Source organism: Chitinophaga ginsengisegetis, from assembly GCF_900168065.1.
GTDB lineage: Bacteria > Bacteroidota > Bacteroidia > Chitinophagales > Chitinophagaceae > Chitinophaga > Chitinophaga ginsengisegetis.
On record NZ_FUZZ01000005.1, the window covers coordinates 520,132 to 538,882 of the forward strand.

An 18,751-nucleotide genomic window follows, 5' to 3' on the forward strand; every position below is an offset into this window, starting at 1 on the left:
AATGTGAGAAGGGGACTACTCATGCCCACAGCGAGGCAATTCCGCCCCTTTTGTACAGGTGCTCAACCAAAATCGGATGCTCCACTGCAAGGCTTTTCCAAACAGTTCCGGGCCCGGCGAACAAAACAATTGTGAATGCAATGAAGTTAACTTTTGTACTCATGACCGTTGTCATCCTGAATGTTGCGGCAAAAGGTTACGGTCAGCTGGTTACATTGTCCGGTAAAAACATCCCGGTGGAAAAGGCGTTGAATGCGGTGAGAAAACAAACCAACTTTATAGCGGCCTACTCCAGGGAAGTGCTGGCAGCCGCAAAGCCGGTGACCATTGATGTGCGCAATATGCCGCTGGAAGAATTTATGCGTTTGCTGGTAAAGGACCAGCCGCTGAAATTTAAAATTCAGAACAACACGATCTTCATTACAGAAAACCCGCTTCCTGCTCCCGTGAGCGTAACAACAGCCCCTTACATAGCAACGGAAATATCCGGCACGCTGGTACATGCGCAAACCAATCAGCCGCTGGAAGGTGCAACGGTGCATATTGTAGGGCAAAAGATCATCGCAGCCGCAGATGCCAACGGAAGGTTTTCTATTAAAGCGGAAATAGGGGATGTACTGATGATCACCTTCGTAGGATTTACTACGAAAGAAGTAAAGATCACCAGCACCAACGTGGGTATCATTACGCTGGAACCATTTACCAGCAGGCTTTCAGAAGTAGTCATCAATAAAGGTTATTACACCGAGTCACAGCGTTTATCTACCGGCAGTGTAACAAGGGTAACGTCTAAAATAATTGAGCAGCAACCAGTCACTAATGTATTGCAGGCTTTACAGGGCCGTATGCCCGGCGTATCTGTTGTACAGAACAATGGTTATCCCGGCGCATCAATCGATGTACAGGTAAGGGGCGTAAACTCCCTGCTGCGCACTTCGCAGCCATTGTATATTGTAGACGGCGTACCGTTTTTGTCTGATGCCATCAATGCGCAAACAGGGAATGTGCTCAATGGCGCCAACGGGCCTACCAGTCCGTTAAACAGTATCAATCCCGCAGATATCGAAAGCGTGGAAGTATTGAAGGATGGCGATGCCACCGCTATTTACGGCTCCCGTGGCGCTAATGGTGTAATACTGATCACCACCAAAAAAGGACGCGCCGGTAAAACCCGGATCGATATGAACCTGAATACAGGCATGTCGCAGGTGGCGCATTTTGCACCCACCTTGAATACAGAAGAGTTCCTGGCTATCCGCAAACAGGGTTTTAAAAACTCAAATATTACGCCCACCACTGCGAATGCGCAGGATCTGCTGGTATGGGACCAGCACGCATATACCAATTTCCAGAAGCTGCTGATCGGTAACACCGCGAATTTTACAGATGCCAGTGTGAGTGTATCGGGTGGAGACGACAGAACAAACTTCCTGCTGGGTGGCACTTTCCATAAGGAAACCACCGTGTACTACCTGGATAAATCTTATAAACGTGGCGCGGCCAACCTGAGTATTAATCACAGCAGTTTCGACAGAAAATTCAAACTCGCTTTTTCTGCGATGTACCTGGCAGATAATAATACACTGGCGATAGAGGACCTTACAAGCCGTGCGTACCAGTTAGCGCCAAACTTTCCTTTATACAACCCGGATGGCAGCCTGTATTGGTCCACCGACTTCTTTTCGCAGAATCCCCTCGGCGTGATGATGCGTACCAATCGTAATAAGTCGTCCAACCTGAACAGCAGCCTTAATCTTAGCTATACGCCTGTGAAAGGGCTGGAGTTTAAAACCCTGCTTGGCTTTGGCCGTTCCGATATGGACCAGGTGCAGCTTACGCCACAGTCGTCGCAGGACCAGGTGAATAGCACCAACGCTGCGCGCGCTGCTTTTGTGTATAGTTATACCAATAACTACATTATTGAGCCGCAGGTAAGTTATACCAAAACAATCGGCGCCCACCATTTTTCCGGCCTGGTGGGCGGCTCCTGGCAATACCGGATGTCGCGGCAGCCATATTATACCATTGCATCGGATTTTACTTCGGATGATTTTATAGAGAACCTTGCATCTGCCGCGAGTATCTTTACCCGCTCCAGCTCTACGGATTATAAGTTTGCATCGGTTTTTGCACGTTTGAATTACGTGTACAACGACCGTTACGTGGTCAACGGGATCTTCCGGAGAGATGGCTCCTCCCGCTTTGGCCCCAGCAGCCGTTTTGGTAACTTTGGCTCCGTAGGCGCTGCCTGGCTGTTTACAGAAGAGTCGTTTTTCAAAAATCGACTGAAATGGTTAAGCAGTGGTAAACTGCGCGGCAGCTATGGTATAACCGGTAGCGATAATATTGGCAACTATGCTTATCTCGATTCCTACAGCACCACCAGCTACGTATTTAACGGCGTTACGGGCCTGGTGCCTTCACGGATTGCGAACAGCGACTACCGCTGGGAGCAAACGGATAAGCTGGAAGGGGCGCTGGAACTGGGATTCCTGGACGATAAGCTGCAGTTAACCGCCGCTTATTATAGTAACATCACCAGTAACCAGCTCATTAGCTACACCGTCAGTACACAGGCCGGCTTCAGCAACTACCAGGCAAACCTGCCGGCAGATGTGCAGAACAAAGGATGGGAAATCTCGTTGAATACGGTGAACCTCCGGAATAAATACTTCAGCTGGACATCTAACTTTAATTTCTCTGCCAACAAAAACAAACTGAAAGCATTCCCGAATCTTCAGAAAACTTCCTATTACACCAGTTATGTAGTAGGTAACCCGGTAAGCAGCGTGTACCTGTATAAATACGCAGGATATGACCCTGCTACTGATCTTCCCATTGTAGCAGATTTAAATAATGATAAAGCCATCACCTTTGGCCTGCAGGCAATTGGCAGGGGCGACAGGTATTATGCAGGTACTACTTATCCCGACTTCTTTGGAGGCTTAACCAATACACTCAGTTATAAAAACTTTACGCTGGACTTTACCTTCCAGTTTGTAAAACAGAAAGGCCGCAGTCTTGGTTCTGCCATGACTTACCCGCCGGGATTCAGTTATAATTTTTCGAGAGATGTACTGGAGGATTATCTGGCGGATGGAGGCCCCGGTCAACGGCACATACTGGCTGCCTATAGTGCTGCCGCCAATAATTATTTTGGCTCCGATGCTACCTGGGTAGACGCCTCTTTTGTAAGGTTGAAGAACCTTTCGTTTTCCTACGATTTTTCACCGTCACTGCTGAAACGTGCGCGGATTAATCAGGCCAGGCTGTTTATGCAGGCGCAGAACCTCTTTACGCTTACATCCTACAAAGGCTTTGATCCGGAATCAAGAGGTACCTCGCTGCCTCCTTTGCGCACGCTGTCTGCTGGTTTTAAACTTTCGCTTTAAAAAGATTGATGACATGTTAAGGAAAATAAATTCTATAAAAATAATCGCAGGTTTGACAGCAACGCTGGCAATGACCGGCTGCGAAAAGCTGATAGACATTCCTGCACCGGTAACGGAAATTTCTTCTGCACGTGTGTTTACGTCTGATAAGCTGGCGTTGTCGGCTTTATCCGGCGCATTCAGCAGCACCTTCGGCTCACAAACGCTTGCGGTGAACCTTACGTCCATAACGTCGCTGGTATCCGACGATATGAGCTTTCTGGCCAATACCAACTATGATGAGTTTACCAAAAATACGTATGCGCCTGGCTCCAGTACATCTGCGGTAAGTAACCTCAATGGTATCTGGATTGACCTGTACGCGGGTATTTACCGTTTCAACAGTAACATAGAAGGAGCGGCAGAGAGTACGGCTTTAACCGATGCGGTAAAGCAACGCGTTATTGCGGAATCGAAATTCATGCGTGCCTACTGCTACTTTTATCTTGTAAATCTTTATGGGGAAGTGCCGCTGATACTGGAAACAGATGTGAGCAAAACAGCATTGGCGCCCAAAAACAGTATAGCATCCATCAACACGCAGATTATCGCCGACCTGCAGGAGGCCCGTGATCGTTTGCCGGCTGATTACAGTGCCTCGCCAGGCTTCCGTACCAGTGTAACCCGTTGGGCTGCAAGTGCGTTGCTGGCAAGAGTTTACCTGTACAATAAACAATGGGCGCTGGCAGAACAGGAAGCCTCCAAAGTAATAGATGATGCAGGGACGCTTTATGTGATGACGCCGGCTGCTACATTGGAGAATACTTTTTTAAAAGCCTCCACCGAAGCTATTTTCCAGTTCGGACCTTATCTCAGTATCACCAGCGGTTATACTTACGAAGGTTCCACTTTTGTCAGCAATACTTCCCAGTATTCACTCACAGAAGACCTGGCCGGTATCTTCGATGTTACGGATGCACGCAGAACAAAATGGATAAAGGACACTACTTTCAGCGGTGTTTTAAATCATCAGTCCTATAAATACCGCCTGGCGTCGATCGCTGCAGCAACAGCGGCCGGCAAACAGGAAGCGCCCACCGCATTGCGGCTGGCGGAACAATACCTGATCCGTGCAGAAGCCCGGCTTAACCAGCAGAAGTTGTCCGAAGCAAGGACGGATCTGAACGTGGTGCGGGTACGTGCTAACACCGCTGCCAGTATGGCCACCGCGGAAAATGTACTCCGGCTTGAAATTGAAGATGAAAACCGCCGCGAGTTTTTTAATGAGTACGGTCACCGCTGGATGGACTTGCGCCGTACCGGCCGGATCAACACAGTACTGGGCGCCAAAAAAAGTACCTGGCAGGCGCGCGCTGCTTATTTCCCGCTGCCGCAGGCTGCGGTGGATGCCAACCCCAACCTGATACAAAACCCGGATTACAACTAAGAGCCAATATTGATCATTCCAAAGTATGTGCCTGTGGGCGGTTCCGGCCGCCCCTGTCCATACTTTGTCTTTACCATGCTAAGCAATTATTTATGAATAAAAGTATTGTTAAAATCGAGCATTTATCGCACAGGTACAGTACTGCCTGGGCGATAAAAGACATTAACCTGGACATCAGGCATAAAGGAATAACGGGTTTGCTCGGCTCTAACGGCGCGGGTAAATCCACTACCATGAACATCCTTTGCGGCGTGCTCAATCAAACGGAAGGATCGGTGCTGATCGATAATATCAATCTGCGCGAACACCCGATCGCCGCGAAGAAACTGATCGGCTTCCTGCCACAGAATGCGCCGCTCTACCTGGATCTCACTGTAGATGAGTACCTCACGCACTGCGCGCATATGCGGCTGATTCCGAAAGACCGGATCAAAGCAGCTATGACGGAAGCAAAGGAGCGATGCGGTATCGCACACTTCAGCAAAAGACTGCTCAAAAATCTTTCCGGTGGCTATAAACAGCGGGTGGGCATTGCGCAGGCCATCATCCATAAACCCAAACTGGTAGTGTTGGATGAACCCACCAATGGACTGGACCCCAACCAGATCGCAGAAGTGCGCCTGCTCATCAAAGAAATCGGGGAGGAGCGCTCGGTGATTTTCTCGTCGCATATTCTATCAGAAGTACAGGCTACCTGCGATACCATCAAGATGATTGAACAGGGCAGGGTAGTTTTTACGGGTACGGTAAACGACTTCAATAATTATATCGCGCCTAACTCCATGCTGCTTTACTTCAGCAATGCACCGGAGCTGTCTGCGCTCAAAGCGATACCGGGTATTACCGGTGCATTACCCACAGATAACGGCTGGTTGCGTTTACATTTTGATGCGGCGCCTGAAATCGCGGAAACAGTAGTGGAACTGAGCGCCCGCAACGGATGGAAGTTGCGGGAAATTCAGCTGGAAAGAAGTTCCCTGGAAGAAATCTTCGCAAAATTATCAAACAAGGTTAAATCATAATAATCAGTACATATGAAACTTACATTCAGGATTGCAAAACTGGAATTAAGCAATCTGTTTTATTCCCCCGTTGCATGGGTAGTGCTGGTCATTTTTATGGTGCAGTCGGGCTGGGAGTTCACCAGCCTCTTAGAACGTTTCGAGCGGGCGCAGCAGCTGGGCATGAATCGCAGCGGTATGACCCACTCGCTGTTTGCAGGGTTTTCGGGCGTATTCACAAAGATGCAGGAAAACTTATACCTGTATATTCCTTTATTAACGATGGGCCTTATCAGCCGGGAAACGGGCAGCGGCTCTATCAAACTGGTATATTCATCGCCCGTAAAATTAAGTGCGGTTGTATGGGGTAAATACCTGGCGATGGTATTTTATTGCCTGTTGCTCATGTGCTGTCTTGTGATCTTGGGTATTGTTACTTCCTTTATCCTGAAAGATACAGACCTGTCATTTATTTGCTCCGGGATCATCGGCTTGTTCCTGCTTATCTGTGCTTATTCGGCCATCGGATTGTTGATGTCTTCGCTTACTACCTACCAGGTAGTAGCGGCTATCAGTACGCTGGCGCTTTTAGGAGGATTGAACTACGTAGGTAAGTTATGGCAGGACATGGATTTTATTCGTGATCTGACCTACTTTCTTTCCATCTCCGGCAGGGCAGAAAATTTTGTAGAAGGATTAATTACCAGCAGGGATGTTTTCTACTTTATCATCGTGATACTTTTATTTGTGGGGTTAACGATATTAAAACTCCGCGCCGGTAAAGAGTCGAAACCATTGCTGGTGAAAGTGTCGCGCTATGCCGCCCTGGTTGTATGCGCACTGCTGGCAGGTTATGCTACCAGCCGCCCGGGCATAGTAGTCTACAAGGACATGACGGCCAACAACAACCGGACATTAACCAAAGGTAGTCAGGATGTACTGCGTCAAATGAAAAGTCCTTTGACGATCACCGCTTATGTGAACCTGCTGGATGCCAACTACTTTTCTTTAGCGCCCATTTTCCGCAATTCCGACCTGGAAAGATTTGATAAATATTTCCGTTTCAGGCCGGATATCCGCATGAAATATATTTACTATTACGACAGCACCAGCAATCCTGATCTTTACGGCAGGAATAAAGGACTCAACACCGCGCAGCTGGCGAAACGTGTGGCATCGTCGTATAAGCTGGACATCAACGATTTCCTTACGCCGGCGCAGATCCATAAGAAGATTGATTTATCAGGAGAAGGCAACAGAACCCTGCGCCTGCTGGAATACAATGGTAAAAGCACTTTCCTGAGAATTTACGAAGACCTGATGCGTCAGCCTGAGGAGAAGGAAATTACTGCCGCTATAAAAAGACTGGTTACAGAACCCGCTAAAGTAGCTTTTGTAACAGGGCAGAATGAAAGAAGCATTAAACGTATGGCGGATAATGATTACAAACTATCTACCATAGAAAAAACCTTCCGGCATGCTTTGCTCAACCAGGGCTTTTCCGTACAGGAAATTTATTTGGGGAAAGATAGTATTCCATCAGATATAGCGGTGCTGGTAATTGCAGATCCAGGGATGCCGTATTCACCGGAACAGCTGCAGCAGGTAACTACGTTTATCAATGGCGGCGGTAACGTGCTTATTGCCGGGGAGCCTTCCCGGCGCGAGTACATCAACCCGCTGTTGGCAACGCTGGGCATGAGCATTGAACCCGGTACCATATTGCAGAAATCAGAAGATATGGCGCCACGGTTTATTCAGTCCGCGCTCTCTGCACCAGGACTTAAATTGCTAGGTAATTCCCCGGCATTCCGCCAGGACGATATCGTTATTGGTTTCTCCGGAACCGGCAGTATTTCCGGCAACGCCAATAACGCCTATCATATTACACCGCTTATTGTAAGCAATACGGCCAATACTTTCAAACGTATAGCGCCTATTGATGATAGTCTGCGTACTGCCATATTCAGGCCCGAACTGAACGATGCACGCGGCGCCTTCCCGATGACGGTAGCTTTAACACGGGAGCACAACGGTCGCCAGCAACGGATCATCGTTTCCGCAGATGCCGACTTTATGAGCAATGCCGAACTGCTGCGGAATAATATCCGCACTGCCAATTTCCTTTTTACCACGGAGCTGTTCCGCTGGTTCACTTATGGATTGTTCCCGGTTGATACTTCCCGGCCGCCGTTAACAGACAGCGACCTGCGGATCAGTGCCACCGGTGTAAGCTATCTCAAAACAGGTCTTGTAGGATTGCTACCTGCGCTTATTGTAGCGGGCGTAGTGATCATGATGATAAGAAGAAAAAGAAGATAGTCATTTTTTAAGGGGACCTCACCAGGTCCCCTTTTTTATGGATGATCCGCTTCTCCCGCCATCACTGAAGTGGCAGTCTTATTGAAACAACAGCTCCCGCTGCGTTTTGATCAGGTCGTGCGGGTATTCCATCGGGATCTCACTTGCCTCGTCCAATAAAGCGATTTGTTCTTTTGTAAGATGAACCTGCAGCGAAGCAAGATATTCATCGAGATGCGCCTTTGCCCTGGGACCAATTACCGGGAAGATGCCTTTTGAATAAATCCAGGCCACGGCCACATTGGCAGGACTGCTACCTGTTTCATCTGCAATAGCAATAACACGATCCAGTATGGCCTCATTGCGCCCGTTGTGAAGCTGCTCTTCATTGTTCATTCGGGTGATCCGGCCGGTGCCGTTCTTCCTGTATTTGCCGGTAAGCAAGCCTCCTGCTAACGGCGAATAAGCCATAACGCCCAAACCAAAGTTGCCCGCCATTGGCAGCAGCTCTTTCTCCGGCACCCGCTGAATGAGACTGTACTCCGTTTGTAACGCAATAACGGGCGCTTTAAAATGAAGATTAGCACTCGTAACAGCGGTAGCCACTTTCCACGCCGGGAAGTTCGATAACCCGCCGTAAATAATTTTTCCCGCACTTACCAGGTCATCAAATCCACGTACCAGTTCTTCTACGGGTGTTACACCGTCGTCGAAATGCGCGATGTAAATATCAATACGGTCTGTTTTCAGGCGTTTCAGGCTTTGCTCCAAAGACTGGATCATGGCTTTGCGGTTATTTCCCCGTGCACTGATGGCCGGCGTAGCACTTGCGCTCCGGGTAAATTTTGAAGAGATCACAAAGTCGTTCCGGTTTGCCGCAATAAATTCACCAATTACTTTTTCTGATTCTCCGTATTGGTAGGCGTCTGAGGTATCAATAAAATTTCCGCCGGCGTCCGCATAACTTTCCAGGATGCTCATTGCTTCGGCTTTGCTTGCGCCATAGCCGGTAGTAGCACCGAAGCCGGCGCCTCCCAATATCAGCTCGCTTACATACAACCCGGTATTTGTGCCAAAGGTCTTATATTTCATAACTTGTTCTTTTTTACTGAACACAAAAGTCAGCAGGAATGGGTTAGCCAGCAAGTACGGATAAATTTATCTATACCGCCAGCCTGAAAGAGAACATATACTTTTGAATTTTTTTTATGACATACCAGCGAAAAATTCCAATACTGGATTGCGGACATGAATATGTCCGGGAAATATTATACGGGCGATGGAAGGTTCCCCTGATTTATTACATTGCCAACGGTGTAAGCCGCCCCGGTGAACTGCAAAGGAAAATTCCTCACGCCAGCAGGAGGGTGCTGGATGCACAGCTGACGCAACTGGTGAAGCATGAAATTATCAGCAAAACTGTTTTTGACGAAACCGTGCCTAAAGTGGAATACCAGTTAACTGAATTTGGCTTAACCCTTATGCCGGTGATGATGGCCATGATTAAATGGGGCAATAATAATATTGAACAGCTTAAAAGAGTGACCCGTTAAAGAAGTATCATAGCTGATAGATAAATGCAAAAGTATCCGGCTTGTCTGATTTTACCTGCAAGCTGCCACCCATTTTATTCATAAAGTCTTTACAGGTAACCAGTATCAGTTTATCTTCCTGCTGCGGCAGATCCAGCAACCGGAGCAGTGGCGGCGTAACCGCAATAGGGCTGCCCGTTGCGGTGAAGGTGGTTTGCCCGGCATGTTGTTGTACCTGTATATCAATAGTGCCATTATTTCCCGTGAGCGTAATCAGTTGCCGCAGGATGGTACGATGCACAAATTGCAGCATCTCAGCGTCTGCGGCTACCACGGTTGCGTCCGGGATGCTGGTGGTAATGCGGAGTGATTGGTTGCCGGCTTCTGCTTCTATACCGGCGATTATTTCCGCGATCATCTCATTAATATCACAGGGCACGGGATGATAGGCGAAATCGGAGAACTGCGATTTTATCCACCGGAGGATGCCATCAAAGTTGTCGAGGGTTCTGCGGGAGTCGAGTTCCACGCGCCCGATGCTGTTGAGCATGGCACGCTGGTTGTTTGTGCCGCGTTGCCACAACCGCGCGGTGTGGAGAATATCATTGATTGGTGCGCGGAAATCATGTGCTATCAACGATAATAACCTGTTCTTGAAATCATCGCCGGCCTGTAATCGTATGTTCTTCTCCGTTATACCTGCATTAAGCGCGGCCAGCGCCCTGGTATGCCGGCGGTAAGCATAATAGGAAAAGCAATAGATAGCGGTGAAGATGAGTAATAGTATGAGGAGTGCCAGCAGGAATATCAATAGTATCCGGTGACTGGTCCGCTGCAGGTTGCTTTGTTCAATGGCGTGTTGCTGCAGCTGGCTGGCAATCTGCAGTTCCTGCATTTCCTGTTCTTTCAGGAAGTAGCTGATATGATCCACCACGGGCAGTTTACCAGCTTCGGATTGTTCAAACATAGCCAGCTGCCGGATGGATGCGCCATAAAGGGCTATCCGGCGCCAGTCTTTTCCCGGTAAATAATGTTTATATAATTTAGGGATCATTTTCATAATCACTTCATCATCTCCTATTTCTTTTGCCAGCAGGAAAATCTTTTCTGCATAAGCAATAGAGTCTATATCGTATCCCATTGGCAGCACATCACGGAGCATCAGCACATAGGCGGTTAAGGATTCATCGGGTAGCCCTCTCCGGTAGGCGTCAGCGGCGAGGTCTTTGAGCTGCTTTTCTGTTTGCCGGAAGGGTTTTGTTTTGATGGAAGTCAGCGTTTCATAGATCCGGGATTCGTACCACTCCATGCTGTAAGGCTTCTTTGAAGAGATGGTGTGCAATTCGCGCAGTGCCCATTTTACGGAGTCAATTTTCGCGGGGTTATTCCAGTAGTATTCGAGGTAGTTAATCAGGTCGACCTTGTAATCGCCCAGTTCCGGGTATTTGCTGCCCAGCTGCAACGACCGCTGCTCATATTCCTGTGCTTTACCGAGGTTGCCTTCCGCCCGGTAGGCGAGGGCCAGGTTGCTGAGATCAATGCTGATATTTGCGGAGTCGCTCAGTGCGTTGTCTATTTCCAGCGCCCTGTAATTATAGATGATGGCCAGTTTAAGATTTCTTTTTTTGGTATAGAACAAGGCGAAATTCGTATAGGCGTAGGATTTACCTTTCTCATCCTGCCGGCGCAGGGCTATTTCCAGCGCTTTGGTGGCATACCAGAAACAGCTGTCGAGGTTATTGCGGTGATGATAAAAGGAAAGGCTGTTTAATAATTTAACATACTTAGCGCTGTCTTTTTCCTGTTGCAGCTTTTCATGCAGCTGCCGGAAGTTATCTGTTTGGGCAAGCGCTGTCATACTGCCGGTGAGCGCCATCAGCAGTAGGATACCATGCAAATATTTTAAGTAACCTTTTATCATAGTTTATTGCAATTGGTTAGGCTTAGCCAGCGGCAGGCTATAAGAGAATATCGCGCCTCCTTCCGGCAGGTTACCGGCTTTTAGCTGCCCGTTCATCTTATCAATAAAATCCCGGCAGATGATCAATGCAAGGCCGGCGCCTTCGTGCCCGCCACTATTCTCTTTTTTGTTACTGTATTCAAAAAGATGTGGTAAAATATCTTCCTGTATTCCCGGCCCGTTGTCTGCTATTGATAAGGTCATACTATCATGATCTGTGTGCGCTGTTATATGTATCACGCCTTTTTCCGGGGAGAATTTTATAGCATTGTGAATCAGGTTGCGGTGTACAAACTGGAGCATTTCCCGGTTTGCCCAAACGGTTGAAGACCCGGTATCCACCACTATCTGCAGCTGTTTGCTGCTGATCATTTTTTCCAGGTATTGGAGCACTTCCGGGATCATATCGGCAGGTGTACAGGGCTCCGGGGTATATACAAACCCGGACGACTGGGAGCTGATCCACGCCTGTATGTTATCAAAGATCTGCAGGGTATAGCCGGCGGTGCGTTCTACTTCCATCATCCACTCGTTTGCTTCTTCAGGCATTAACACTTCTTCTTTCAAAAAAACAGCAATATTAATGATATTGCTGAGCGGCGACCTGAAATCGTGTGCCACTACAGATACCAGCTTGTTTTTGAAATCGTCGTGTTCACGCAGCAGGATATTTTTTTCATTGATCTCCCGGTTCTTTGAGGCCAGGAGGATGGCGTTCTTTTTTGTTTTTCTGAAAGCGCGGAAGAAATAGATGCCTGTTAACGTAGCCAGCACCAGTAATATAGAAAGGAATCCCACCAGGAAAAGGCGGATTCTGCCTTCGAGTTGTTGTTTACTCAATATTTTCTCCTGTATGGCGCGTTTGAGCTTCAGGGAATGTATATCGTGTTGCTGGGTATAAAAGGAGATGTAATCCATTTCCCCATCGGATTTAACAGCGGTTCTTTTTTGCAGGATGTCCAGCAGCACACCGCTGTAATAGGCCGCGGTATCTGGTTTCCCTTGCTTTGTATACCAATCGTATAGCTGGATAGCATAGGGCAGCATGAGTGAGCGGTAGCCACCCTTTACAGATGATGCGATCATCTGCGCCAGGTATTGAATAGAATCTGCCTGGTGCATACCGGCGCTGGTGGCGGCCATCAGGCGGGCCGCATTCATAGCGGGGTAATGGTAACCATCTGCAGAGGCGGTAGTAAGGAGGGTGTGCAATTTTTCCCGGGCAGCGGCCGTATCTTTTTCCAGCAGCAGGCGCCTTGTGTTCAATAGCTCCAGCTGAAACAGCGCGGGCTTATCATGATAGCGGTTGAAAACAGGACGGGCAGTTGCCAGCGCCCATTGAACAGAGTCCTGTTTGGAAGCGTCTTCCATATTTACGTCTGCGTACTGGCTTAATATGATGGCGTACATGGAATCGTTGCGGAGGCGGCGCCCTATGTCCATTGCTTTATTGACATAATGTACCGCAGAAGGGTGCTGACCGGATTGCTGGTAATACGCGCTGATACGCGCATACAGCTGGCCAATACCGCTGCTGTCGTTCAGCTTTTTATATGCCTGGAGGGCGTCTATATAATAGCGGATACAGAGGTAGTTGTTGGTATTTAGTCCGTAGTAGTTGCCGAGAACATGCCAGGCGTCTGCTTTTCCTTTGGTATAATCCAGGCGGGTAGCAATTTCCCGGGCTTGTGTGGCATAATGAAAAGCGGAGTCCAGTTCTTTTTGCTGAAATAAAATAGCCTGGCGATTGAGTTGGTCAACATACCGCATACTGTCTGCCGGGATAACGCCGGCCTGCACGGTTCCTGCATAACAGAGCAGGTATACTGCCACGGATATTTTCCACACGGTGCTGTTATATCCAAAAAAATGAGCCTTCTTTTTTAACCGGCCGGCAAATAGCAATAACACATGACCCTGTTTCATGTTTTTCTACCTGTTTGGTTAATGATGAAGCGCCTGTGATAGTGGGAAGAAATACTTGTATTAATAATGAACAGTTGTTTCCCGGTGCGTATTTCGGTTTTGTTTTTCAATAGTTATAGAAAGATAGGAGTGTATAATTGGATAATGCATTCCCGGTAATTAAAATTACCTGATTAACGTATGCTTAACGTTAGCTACACCTGAATATACGAAAATATTATGTCAGCGGATTTATTTCGGCTCGGGAGGGGTTAAAAGGGATCTAAAAGATGGCGGGTAGTAACATTAAGCCCGCATAGCCATGCTGTGCGGGCTTAATAAGGCAATCATTATTTCTCTCCATAGATTACCAGCGCGCTGGATTCAATCATCACATCTCCGGAAGGATATTTCTGGTTCACTGCTTCAAATACTTCTCTCTTTATTTTTTCTTTCATGGCATCATCGCATTTGCTGAGCGCTGCCACAATGGGGGCGCCTATCTCGGTCATCATATTCCAGTATACATCTGTTGTTTTACAGTTCAGTTTCCCGGTAATTTCTTTCTGGGAGATGTTTTTCAGTCCTGCTTTTTCGAATAAGCCGGCGATCAGCTGATCCTTCGCGCAACGGAACATTCCCGGTGCGTCCGGAGGTGGCGGCGGCAGTTCCATATTCCGGTTAATGGTGCCCATGATAGCGGTCACCCAAAAGTTTTTCTCTGGCACATTCCATACCGATGTGGCCATTCTGCCACCGGGTTTAAGTACCCGTACCATTTCATTTGCTGCCAGCTGCATGTCGGGGAAAAACATAAATCCGAACCGGCAGCTGATGGCGTCAAATGTATTGTCGGCAAAGGGGAGTTCACAAACGTCACAGGCAACTGTTTCCACGTTTTGGATGCCTCTTCTGGCGGCATTTTCACGGGCTATTTCCAGCATGTGTTCAGCAAGGTCGGTAATTACTACCCTGCCGTTTTTCAGCTTTGATGCAATGGTGAGTCCCGGTTCACCGGTGCCTGCGGCTATATCCAGCACCACATCGTTTTCTTTAAGGTGGAGCGCCCGGATAATTTCATCGCCCATTGGCTGCAGAAAGTCCATTGTAAGTTCATCCCATTTTTTCCAGCCAGGAGAAAACTTATTCCAGGCATCCTTTTGCTGATCGCGGATTTGTTCAAGTACTTGTTCCATAATGTGGGGTTTAATTAAAAGATTACAATAAATAATTACGCTTAACTCCTGTTGAAGCATTTGTGCCATTGATAATGAAAGTGCCAGGCGTTTATGTTTGCTGACAATCAGGTGTTTGGGGTGTGTTGTGGCCTGGCGGTTGATCTGTTTGCCAAAAATAAGGTCTTTTAACGGGAAAATGGTGGGCGTTTTATTCCTGCTGCCATTGCGGGGGGCTTGGGGAAAATGGTGGTAAACGACCAGTATTTTAGTACCTTTGCGGCCATCAATAGAAGGCTTCAGATCTTTTCTGAAGCTTTTTATATTAAAATTCACAACGTTGGTAATGGATAGTGTGGTTTATGAGCCGTCTGTGTTCAGCCCTTTCGACGAGTCAACAGCCGTTAATGAATTAGCCGCAGGGCTTACCTTTTCATTGAACGATGCGCCTCATCCGCTTTGCCTGCTGGCAGCAGGCCATTTACAGGCACATTTGCAGCAACAGCAGGAGTGGGAGCATAATTTTGGTTTACCGGGTAATGCGGCAGGCACAATTATCGGGAAGATGTTCGGCGTATTGATTGTAAGAACGAAAGATAATAAGCTGGGCTACCTGGCGGCATTCTCCGGCAAATTAGCGGGTGGCAACCACCACGCGAAATTTGTGCCGCCCATTTTCGACGGACTGGAGCCCGGCGGGTTTGTGAATACCGGCATGCTGAAACTCACAGCAATCAATGAAGAAATCGGCATCCTGGAAGCGTTTGATGATGACGCAAGCGCAGAACAGGTCCGTCTTCTCAAAATATTACGGAAAAATCATTCTACTGCATTACAACATAAAATTTTTGAACAGTATCATTTCCTGAATAAAGCCGGGACATCCAAAAGCTTAATCGAGATTTTTGAGCACACGCCCTCCGGTAAGCCACCCGCCGGCGCTGGCGAATGCGCGGCGCCGAAGTTATTGCAATACGCTTTCCGGCATGAGATGGAGCCACTGGCGCTGGCTGAATTCTGGTGGGGACAATCGCCTAAATCAGACTACTGGCAGCATGGTCACTTTTACGCTCCCTGCCGTGAAAAATGTGCGGCCATATTAGCACACATGCTGGGAGAGTAGGAGTTACTATATTTACCCCGTAAATATCCGATATGAAACCATCAGCAAACAACTCATTACGCGCCAGGGCCGAAGCCTTTCAGGCGCTCCACCAGCGTTCCGGTATTTTTATTGCTCCCAACCCCTGGGATGCAGGCTCCGCAAGGGTATTGGAATCACTCGGATTCAAAGCGCTGGCTACCACCAGCGCCGGCCTCGCTTTCTCTTTGGGTAAACCCGATGGCCACGCAGCCGTTACCCGGGAGGAAACGCTGCAAAACGTCCGGGATATTATCAACGCCACTGCGTTACCCGTGGCCGCCGACCTGGAAAATGGTTACGGCGATGATCCATCCGTATGCGCCGAAACGATACTGCTTGCGGCAAAAGCCGGATTGGCAGGAGGTTCTATAGAAGATGCCACGGGTAAGCCGGATGATCCGATCTATCCATTCGACCTCGCGGTAGCGCGCGTGAAGGCTGCTGTGGCGGCGGCGCGGACTTTACCTTATCCTTTTACACTCACCGCAAGAGCAGAGAACCTTATCTATGGCCGCCCCGATCTTAAAGACACCATAAAGCGACTGGAAGCTTTTGCAGATGCCGGCGCCGATGTGTTGTTTGCCCCCGGACTGAAAACGCCGGAGGAGATAACCGCTGTGGTAAAAGCCGTAGCGCCCCGTCCTGTAAACGTGGTGATGGGGCTTTCCGGCGGCAACTTTTCATTGCAGCAGCTGGAAGACCTGGGCGTAAAACGTGTAAGCCTTGGCTCCTCCCTGATAAGAGCGGCCTATGGCGCCATGTTCCGGGCAGCGGAGGAAATATTGCATAAAGGCACCTTCGCTTATGCGGAGGAAGCAAAACCTTATGGAGAGATCAATACACTGCTCAGCGAATATTAAGTGTTTTAACCCGCAACCTGGAAGACCAGAACAATTGCCGGCCCGACGCAACCGCCCCCTCAGATTGACGTCTTTCCCCCTCGTAGCATCGGGAATCGCAGGGTACATTTGTGAAACAAATTAATTCAATATGCGGAAGTTAATCATGAAGATGTCGGCTTCACTCGACGGTTTCGTATCCGACACCAATGACCAGAAAGATTGGGTTTTCAAAACCGGCGACGAGGAGTCTTTGGCCTGGAGTGCCGGGGTAATCAGGGAAGCAGGGCTGATTATCATGGGCCGGAAGTCGTTTGAAACAATGGCTCCTTACTGGCCTACTGCCACCGGGCCTTTTGCTGAGCCGATGAACAACATTCCCAAGGCCGTTTTTACAAAAAAAGGATTCAAGGGTATTAATTTTGCGGAGCAATCGCCTGCCACGGCATCCTGGGCGGCGGCGCGGGTTTTCGACGGCGATCTTGCTGAAGGAATCAGGGCACTTAAAGCGGAATCCGGGAAGCCAATTGTAGCAATTGGCGGCGCGGGATTTATGCAAAATCTCATAGCAACGGGACTTATCGATGAATATCACCTGGCTGTTCATCCCGTTGCACTAGGTTCGGGATTGCCCATCTTCAGCGCGCTGAAAACACCGGTTTACCTGAAGTTGGCAGAGGTAAAGGTTTTCCCGAAAGGAATCATTGCACATACTTACCACGTATAAGATTTATATCAGGAAGAATAAGCGCGTTGTCCCCGTCCGGCGATGTCGATCGTCATAGGATATAAACAACGCAGTATGAATACCAGCAGCTTATTCAGGCCATTCGCCCTGAAATCATTGCATACAAAGAATCGCTTTGTAATGTCCCCGATGACCCGGTCGTGTTCTCCGGGCGGCGTTCCTGCCGCCGACGTAGCGGGTTATTATAAACGGCGGGCCGAAGGAGAAGTGGGCCTCATCATCTCGGAAGGCACGGTGATTGACCGGCCTTCTTCGGCAAATGAAGCCAATGTTCCCAGGTTTTATGGAGAGGAATCGCTGGCCGGGTGGCAGCAGGTGATCGACAGTGTGTTGGCTGCCGGTGGCCAGATGGCGCCACAGCTCTGGCATTGCGGCATCCAGGAAAATCACGCATCCGGATGGCTGCCGCCGGCGCCGTTTGAAGGACCTTCCGGAGCAGGCAATGGTATCGCCATGACCGACGCAGCTATTGCCGATACAATCATGGCCTTTGGCCGCGCCGCCGCCGATGCCAGACGCATGGGATTTAACAGCGTGGAAGTACAGGGCGCGCATGGTTATTTAATCGACCAGTTTTTCCGTAGCAACACCAATACACGGACCGATTTTTTTGGCGGTAAAACACTGGCAGAACGCAGCCGGTTTGCCATTGCAGTCACCAAAGAAATACGCAGGCAGGTGGGAGATGATTTTGCTGTTATGATGCGGCTATCGCAATGGCATCTTACAGATCTGCATAGTAAACTCGCCGCAACGCCGGCGGAAATGGCCGCCTGGTTAACACCACTTGCAGATGCAGGAATTGATATCTTCCACTGTTCTACACGCCGTTTCTGGGAACCTGAGTTTGAAGGATCAGGACTGAACTTCGCCGGCTGGGCAAAAAAGCTTACCGGCAAAGCCACTATCACCGTGGGTTCTGTAGGTTTGGATAAAGATATTATTTCATTGCACCGGGGAGAGGATTCCGCGCCCGCATCTCTCGAAAACCTGGTGCGCAGGATGGACGATAACGAATTTGACCTGGTGGCAGTAGGGCGGTCTATTCTTACAGATCCTTACTGGGTGCAAAAGGTAAAAGAAAACCGGTTGGGCGAATTGCAGGGATTCAACAGGGAAGCGTTGTACAGCCTCGTGTAACCCGGTATCAATAACGCGTTAACAATAGATAACAGTTCTCCCATCACTCTGGCATAGTTTTATCATTTATGGTAGATGAACAAGAAGCTTAAACCGCCTGCAGTCGCTTAACTTCCATCTATTCATCACACATTCAAATTTTGTCATTATGAGAACGTTAAAATATCTTATCGTTACAGTTATACTCA

13 protein-coding genes are annotated in these 18,751 nt (G+C 48.6%); 9 read left to right on the forward strand and 4 right to left on the reverse strand.

The window, feature by feature from the left end; genetic code table 11:
- Positions 1–140 precede the first annotated feature (140 nt).
- The 4 genes from B5Z18_RS28295 (at position 141) to B5Z18_RS28310 (ending at position 8,141) form a co-directional block, all read left to right on the forward strand.
- Complete coding sequence (locus B5Z18_RS28295; protein ID WP_159454459.1) at positions 141–3,392, forward strand: SusC/RagA family TonB-linked outer membrane protein; 3,252 nt, start codon at positions 141–143, stop codon at positions 3,390–3,392.
- Between the two features lie 13 nt (positions 3,393–3,405).
- On the forward strand, positions 3,406–4,818 hold the full coding sequence (locus tag B5Z18_RS28300; RefSeq protein ID WP_079472913.1) for a RagB/SusD family nutrient uptake outer membrane protein: 1,413 nt from the start codon (positions 3,406–3,408) through the stop codon (positions 4,816–4,818).
- A gap of 92 nt (positions 4,819–4,910) precedes the next feature.
- Complete coding sequence (locus B5Z18_RS28305) at positions 4,911–5,840, forward strand: ABC transporter ATP-binding protein (RefSeq protein ID WP_079472914.1); 930 nt, start codon at positions 4,911–4,913, stop codon at positions 5,838–5,840.
- Positions 5,841–5,852: 12 nt separating this feature from the next.
- A complete protein-coding gene (locus B5Z18_RS28310; protein ID WP_079472915.1) occupies positions 5,853–8,141 on the forward strand; it encodes a Gldg family protein in 2,289 nt (762 codons plus the stop codon).
- A gap of 78 nt (positions 8,142–8,219) precedes the next feature.
- Here the strand turns inward: B5Z18_RS28310 and B5Z18_RS28315 are convergent, their stop codons facing one another.
- Positions 8,220–9,212 (reverse strand): aldo/keto reductase, encoded by a 993-nt coding sequence (locus B5Z18_RS28315; protein WP_079473124.1) that lies wholly within the window; start codon positions 9,210–9,212, stop codon positions 8,220–8,222.
- 116 nt (positions 9,213–9,328) lie between these two features.
- Here B5Z18_RS28315 and B5Z18_RS28320 point away from each other — a divergent pair, with 116 nt between their 5' ends.
- Positions 9,329–9,673, forward strand: coding sequence for a winged helix-turn-helix transcriptional regulator (locus B5Z18_RS28320; RefSeq protein ID WP_079472916.1), 345 nt, complete (start codon positions 9,329–9,331; stop codon positions 9,671–9,673).
- 7 nt (positions 9,674–9,680) lie between these two features.
- On the opposite strand, the gene B5Z18_RS28325 is transcribed toward B5Z18_RS28320, so the two are convergent.
- The 3 genes from B5Z18_RS28325 to B5Z18_RS28335 all read right to left on the reverse strand — a co-directional run bounded on the left by B5Z18_RS28325 (position 9,681) and on the right by B5Z18_RS28335 (position 15,028).
- Positions 9,681–11,549, reverse strand: coding sequence for an ATP-binding protein (locus tag B5Z18_RS28325; RefSeq protein WP_235016049.1), 1,869 nt, complete (start codon positions 11,547–11,549; stop codon positions 9,681–9,683).
- A gap of 27 nt (positions 11,550–11,576) precedes the next feature.
- Positions 11,577–13,538 carry a tetratricopeptide repeat-containing sensor histidine kinase gene (locus B5Z18_RS28330; protein ID WP_079472918.1) on the reverse strand — a complete coding sequence of 654 codons (1,962 nt, stop codon included), beginning with the start codon at positions 13,536–13,538 and terminating at the stop codon, positions 11,577–11,579.
- 329 nt (positions 13,539–13,867) lie between these two features.
- On the reverse strand, positions 13,868–15,028 hold the full coding sequence (locus tag B5Z18_RS28335; RefSeq protein WP_235016051.1) for a class I SAM-dependent methyltransferase: 1,161 nt from the start codon (positions 15,026–15,028) through the stop codon (positions 13,868–13,870).
- Between the two features lie 10 nt (positions 15,029–15,038).
- Here B5Z18_RS28335 and B5Z18_RS28340 point away from each other — a divergent pair, with 10 nt between their 5' ends.
- The 4 genes from B5Z18_RS28340 (at position 15,039) to B5Z18_RS28355 (ending at position 18,563) form a co-directional block, all read left to right on the forward strand.
- On the forward strand, positions 15,039–15,815 hold the full coding sequence (locus tag B5Z18_RS28340; RefSeq protein WP_079472919.1) for a pseudouridylate synthase: 777 nt from the start codon (positions 15,039–15,041) through the stop codon (positions 15,813–15,815).
- 32 nt (positions 15,816–15,847) lie between these two features.
- Positions 15,848–16,696: an isocitrate lyase/PEP mutase family protein gene (locus B5Z18_RS28345; RefSeq protein ID WP_079472920.1), complete on the forward strand. Its 849-nt coding sequence runs from the start codon at positions 15,848–15,850 to the stop codon at positions 16,694–16,696.
- A gap of 130 nt (positions 16,697–16,826) precedes the next feature.
- A complete protein-coding gene (locus tag B5Z18_RS28350) occupies positions 16,827–17,402 on the forward strand; it encodes a dihydrofolate reductase family protein (RefSeq protein WP_079472921.1) in 576 nt (191 codons plus the stop codon).
- Positions 17,403–17,477: 75 nt separating this feature from the next.
- Positions 17,478–18,563, forward strand: coding sequence for an NADH:flavin oxidoreductase (locus tag B5Z18_RS28355; RefSeq protein WP_079472922.1), 1,086 nt, complete (start codon positions 17,478–17,480; stop codon positions 18,561–18,563).
- Positions 18,564–18,751 lie beyond the last annotated feature (188 nt).

What these genes read in the sequence shown, in the direction of transcription:
- B5Z18_RS28340 (WP_079472919.1), top strand. Translation starts at nt 15,039, where the DNA reads ATGGATAGTGTGGTTTATGAGCCGTCTGTGTTCAGCCCTTTCGACGAG.
- B5Z18_RS28315 (WP_079473124.1), bottom strand. Translation starts at nt 9,212, where the DNA reads ATGAAATATAAGACCTTTGGCACAAATACCGGGTTGTATGTAAGCGAG.
- B5Z18_RS28310 (WP_079472915.1), top strand. Translation starts at nt 5,853, where the DNA reads ATGAAACTTACATTCAGGATTGCAAAACTGGAATTAAGCAATCTGTTT.
- B5Z18_RS28300 (WP_079472913.1), top strand. Translation starts at nt 3,406, where the DNA reads ATGTTAAGGAAAATAAATTCTATAAAAATAATCGCAGGTTTGACAGCA.
- B5Z18_RS28350 (WP_079472921.1), top strand. Translation starts at nt 16,827, where the DNA reads ATGCGGAAGTTAATCATGAAGATGTCGGCTTCACTCGACGGTTTCGTA.
- B5Z18_RS28295 (WP_159454459.1), top strand. Translation starts at nt 141, where the DNA reads ATGAAGTTAACTTTTGTACTCATGACCGTTGTCATCCTGAATGTTGCG.
- B5Z18_RS28345 (WP_079472920.1), top strand. Translation starts at nt 15,848, where the DNA reads ATGAAACCATCAGCAAACAACTCATTACGCGCCAGGGCCGAAGCCTTT.
- B5Z18_RS28305 (WP_079472914.1), top strand. Translation starts at nt 4,911, where the DNA reads ATGAATAAAAGTATTGTTAAAATCGAGCATTTATCGCACAGGTACAGT.
- B5Z18_RS28355 (WP_079472922.1), top strand. Translation starts at nt 17,478, where the DNA reads ATGAATACCAGCAGCTTATTCAGGCCATTCGCCCTGAAATCATTGCAT.
- B5Z18_RS28330 (WP_079472918.1), bottom strand. Translation starts at nt 13,538, where the DNA reads ATGAAACAGGGTCATGTGTTATTGCTATTTGCCGGCCGGTTAAAAAAG.
- B5Z18_RS28320 (WP_079472916.1), top strand. Translation starts at nt 9,329, where the DNA reads ATGACATACCAGCGAAAAATTCCAATACTGGATTGCGGACATGAATAT.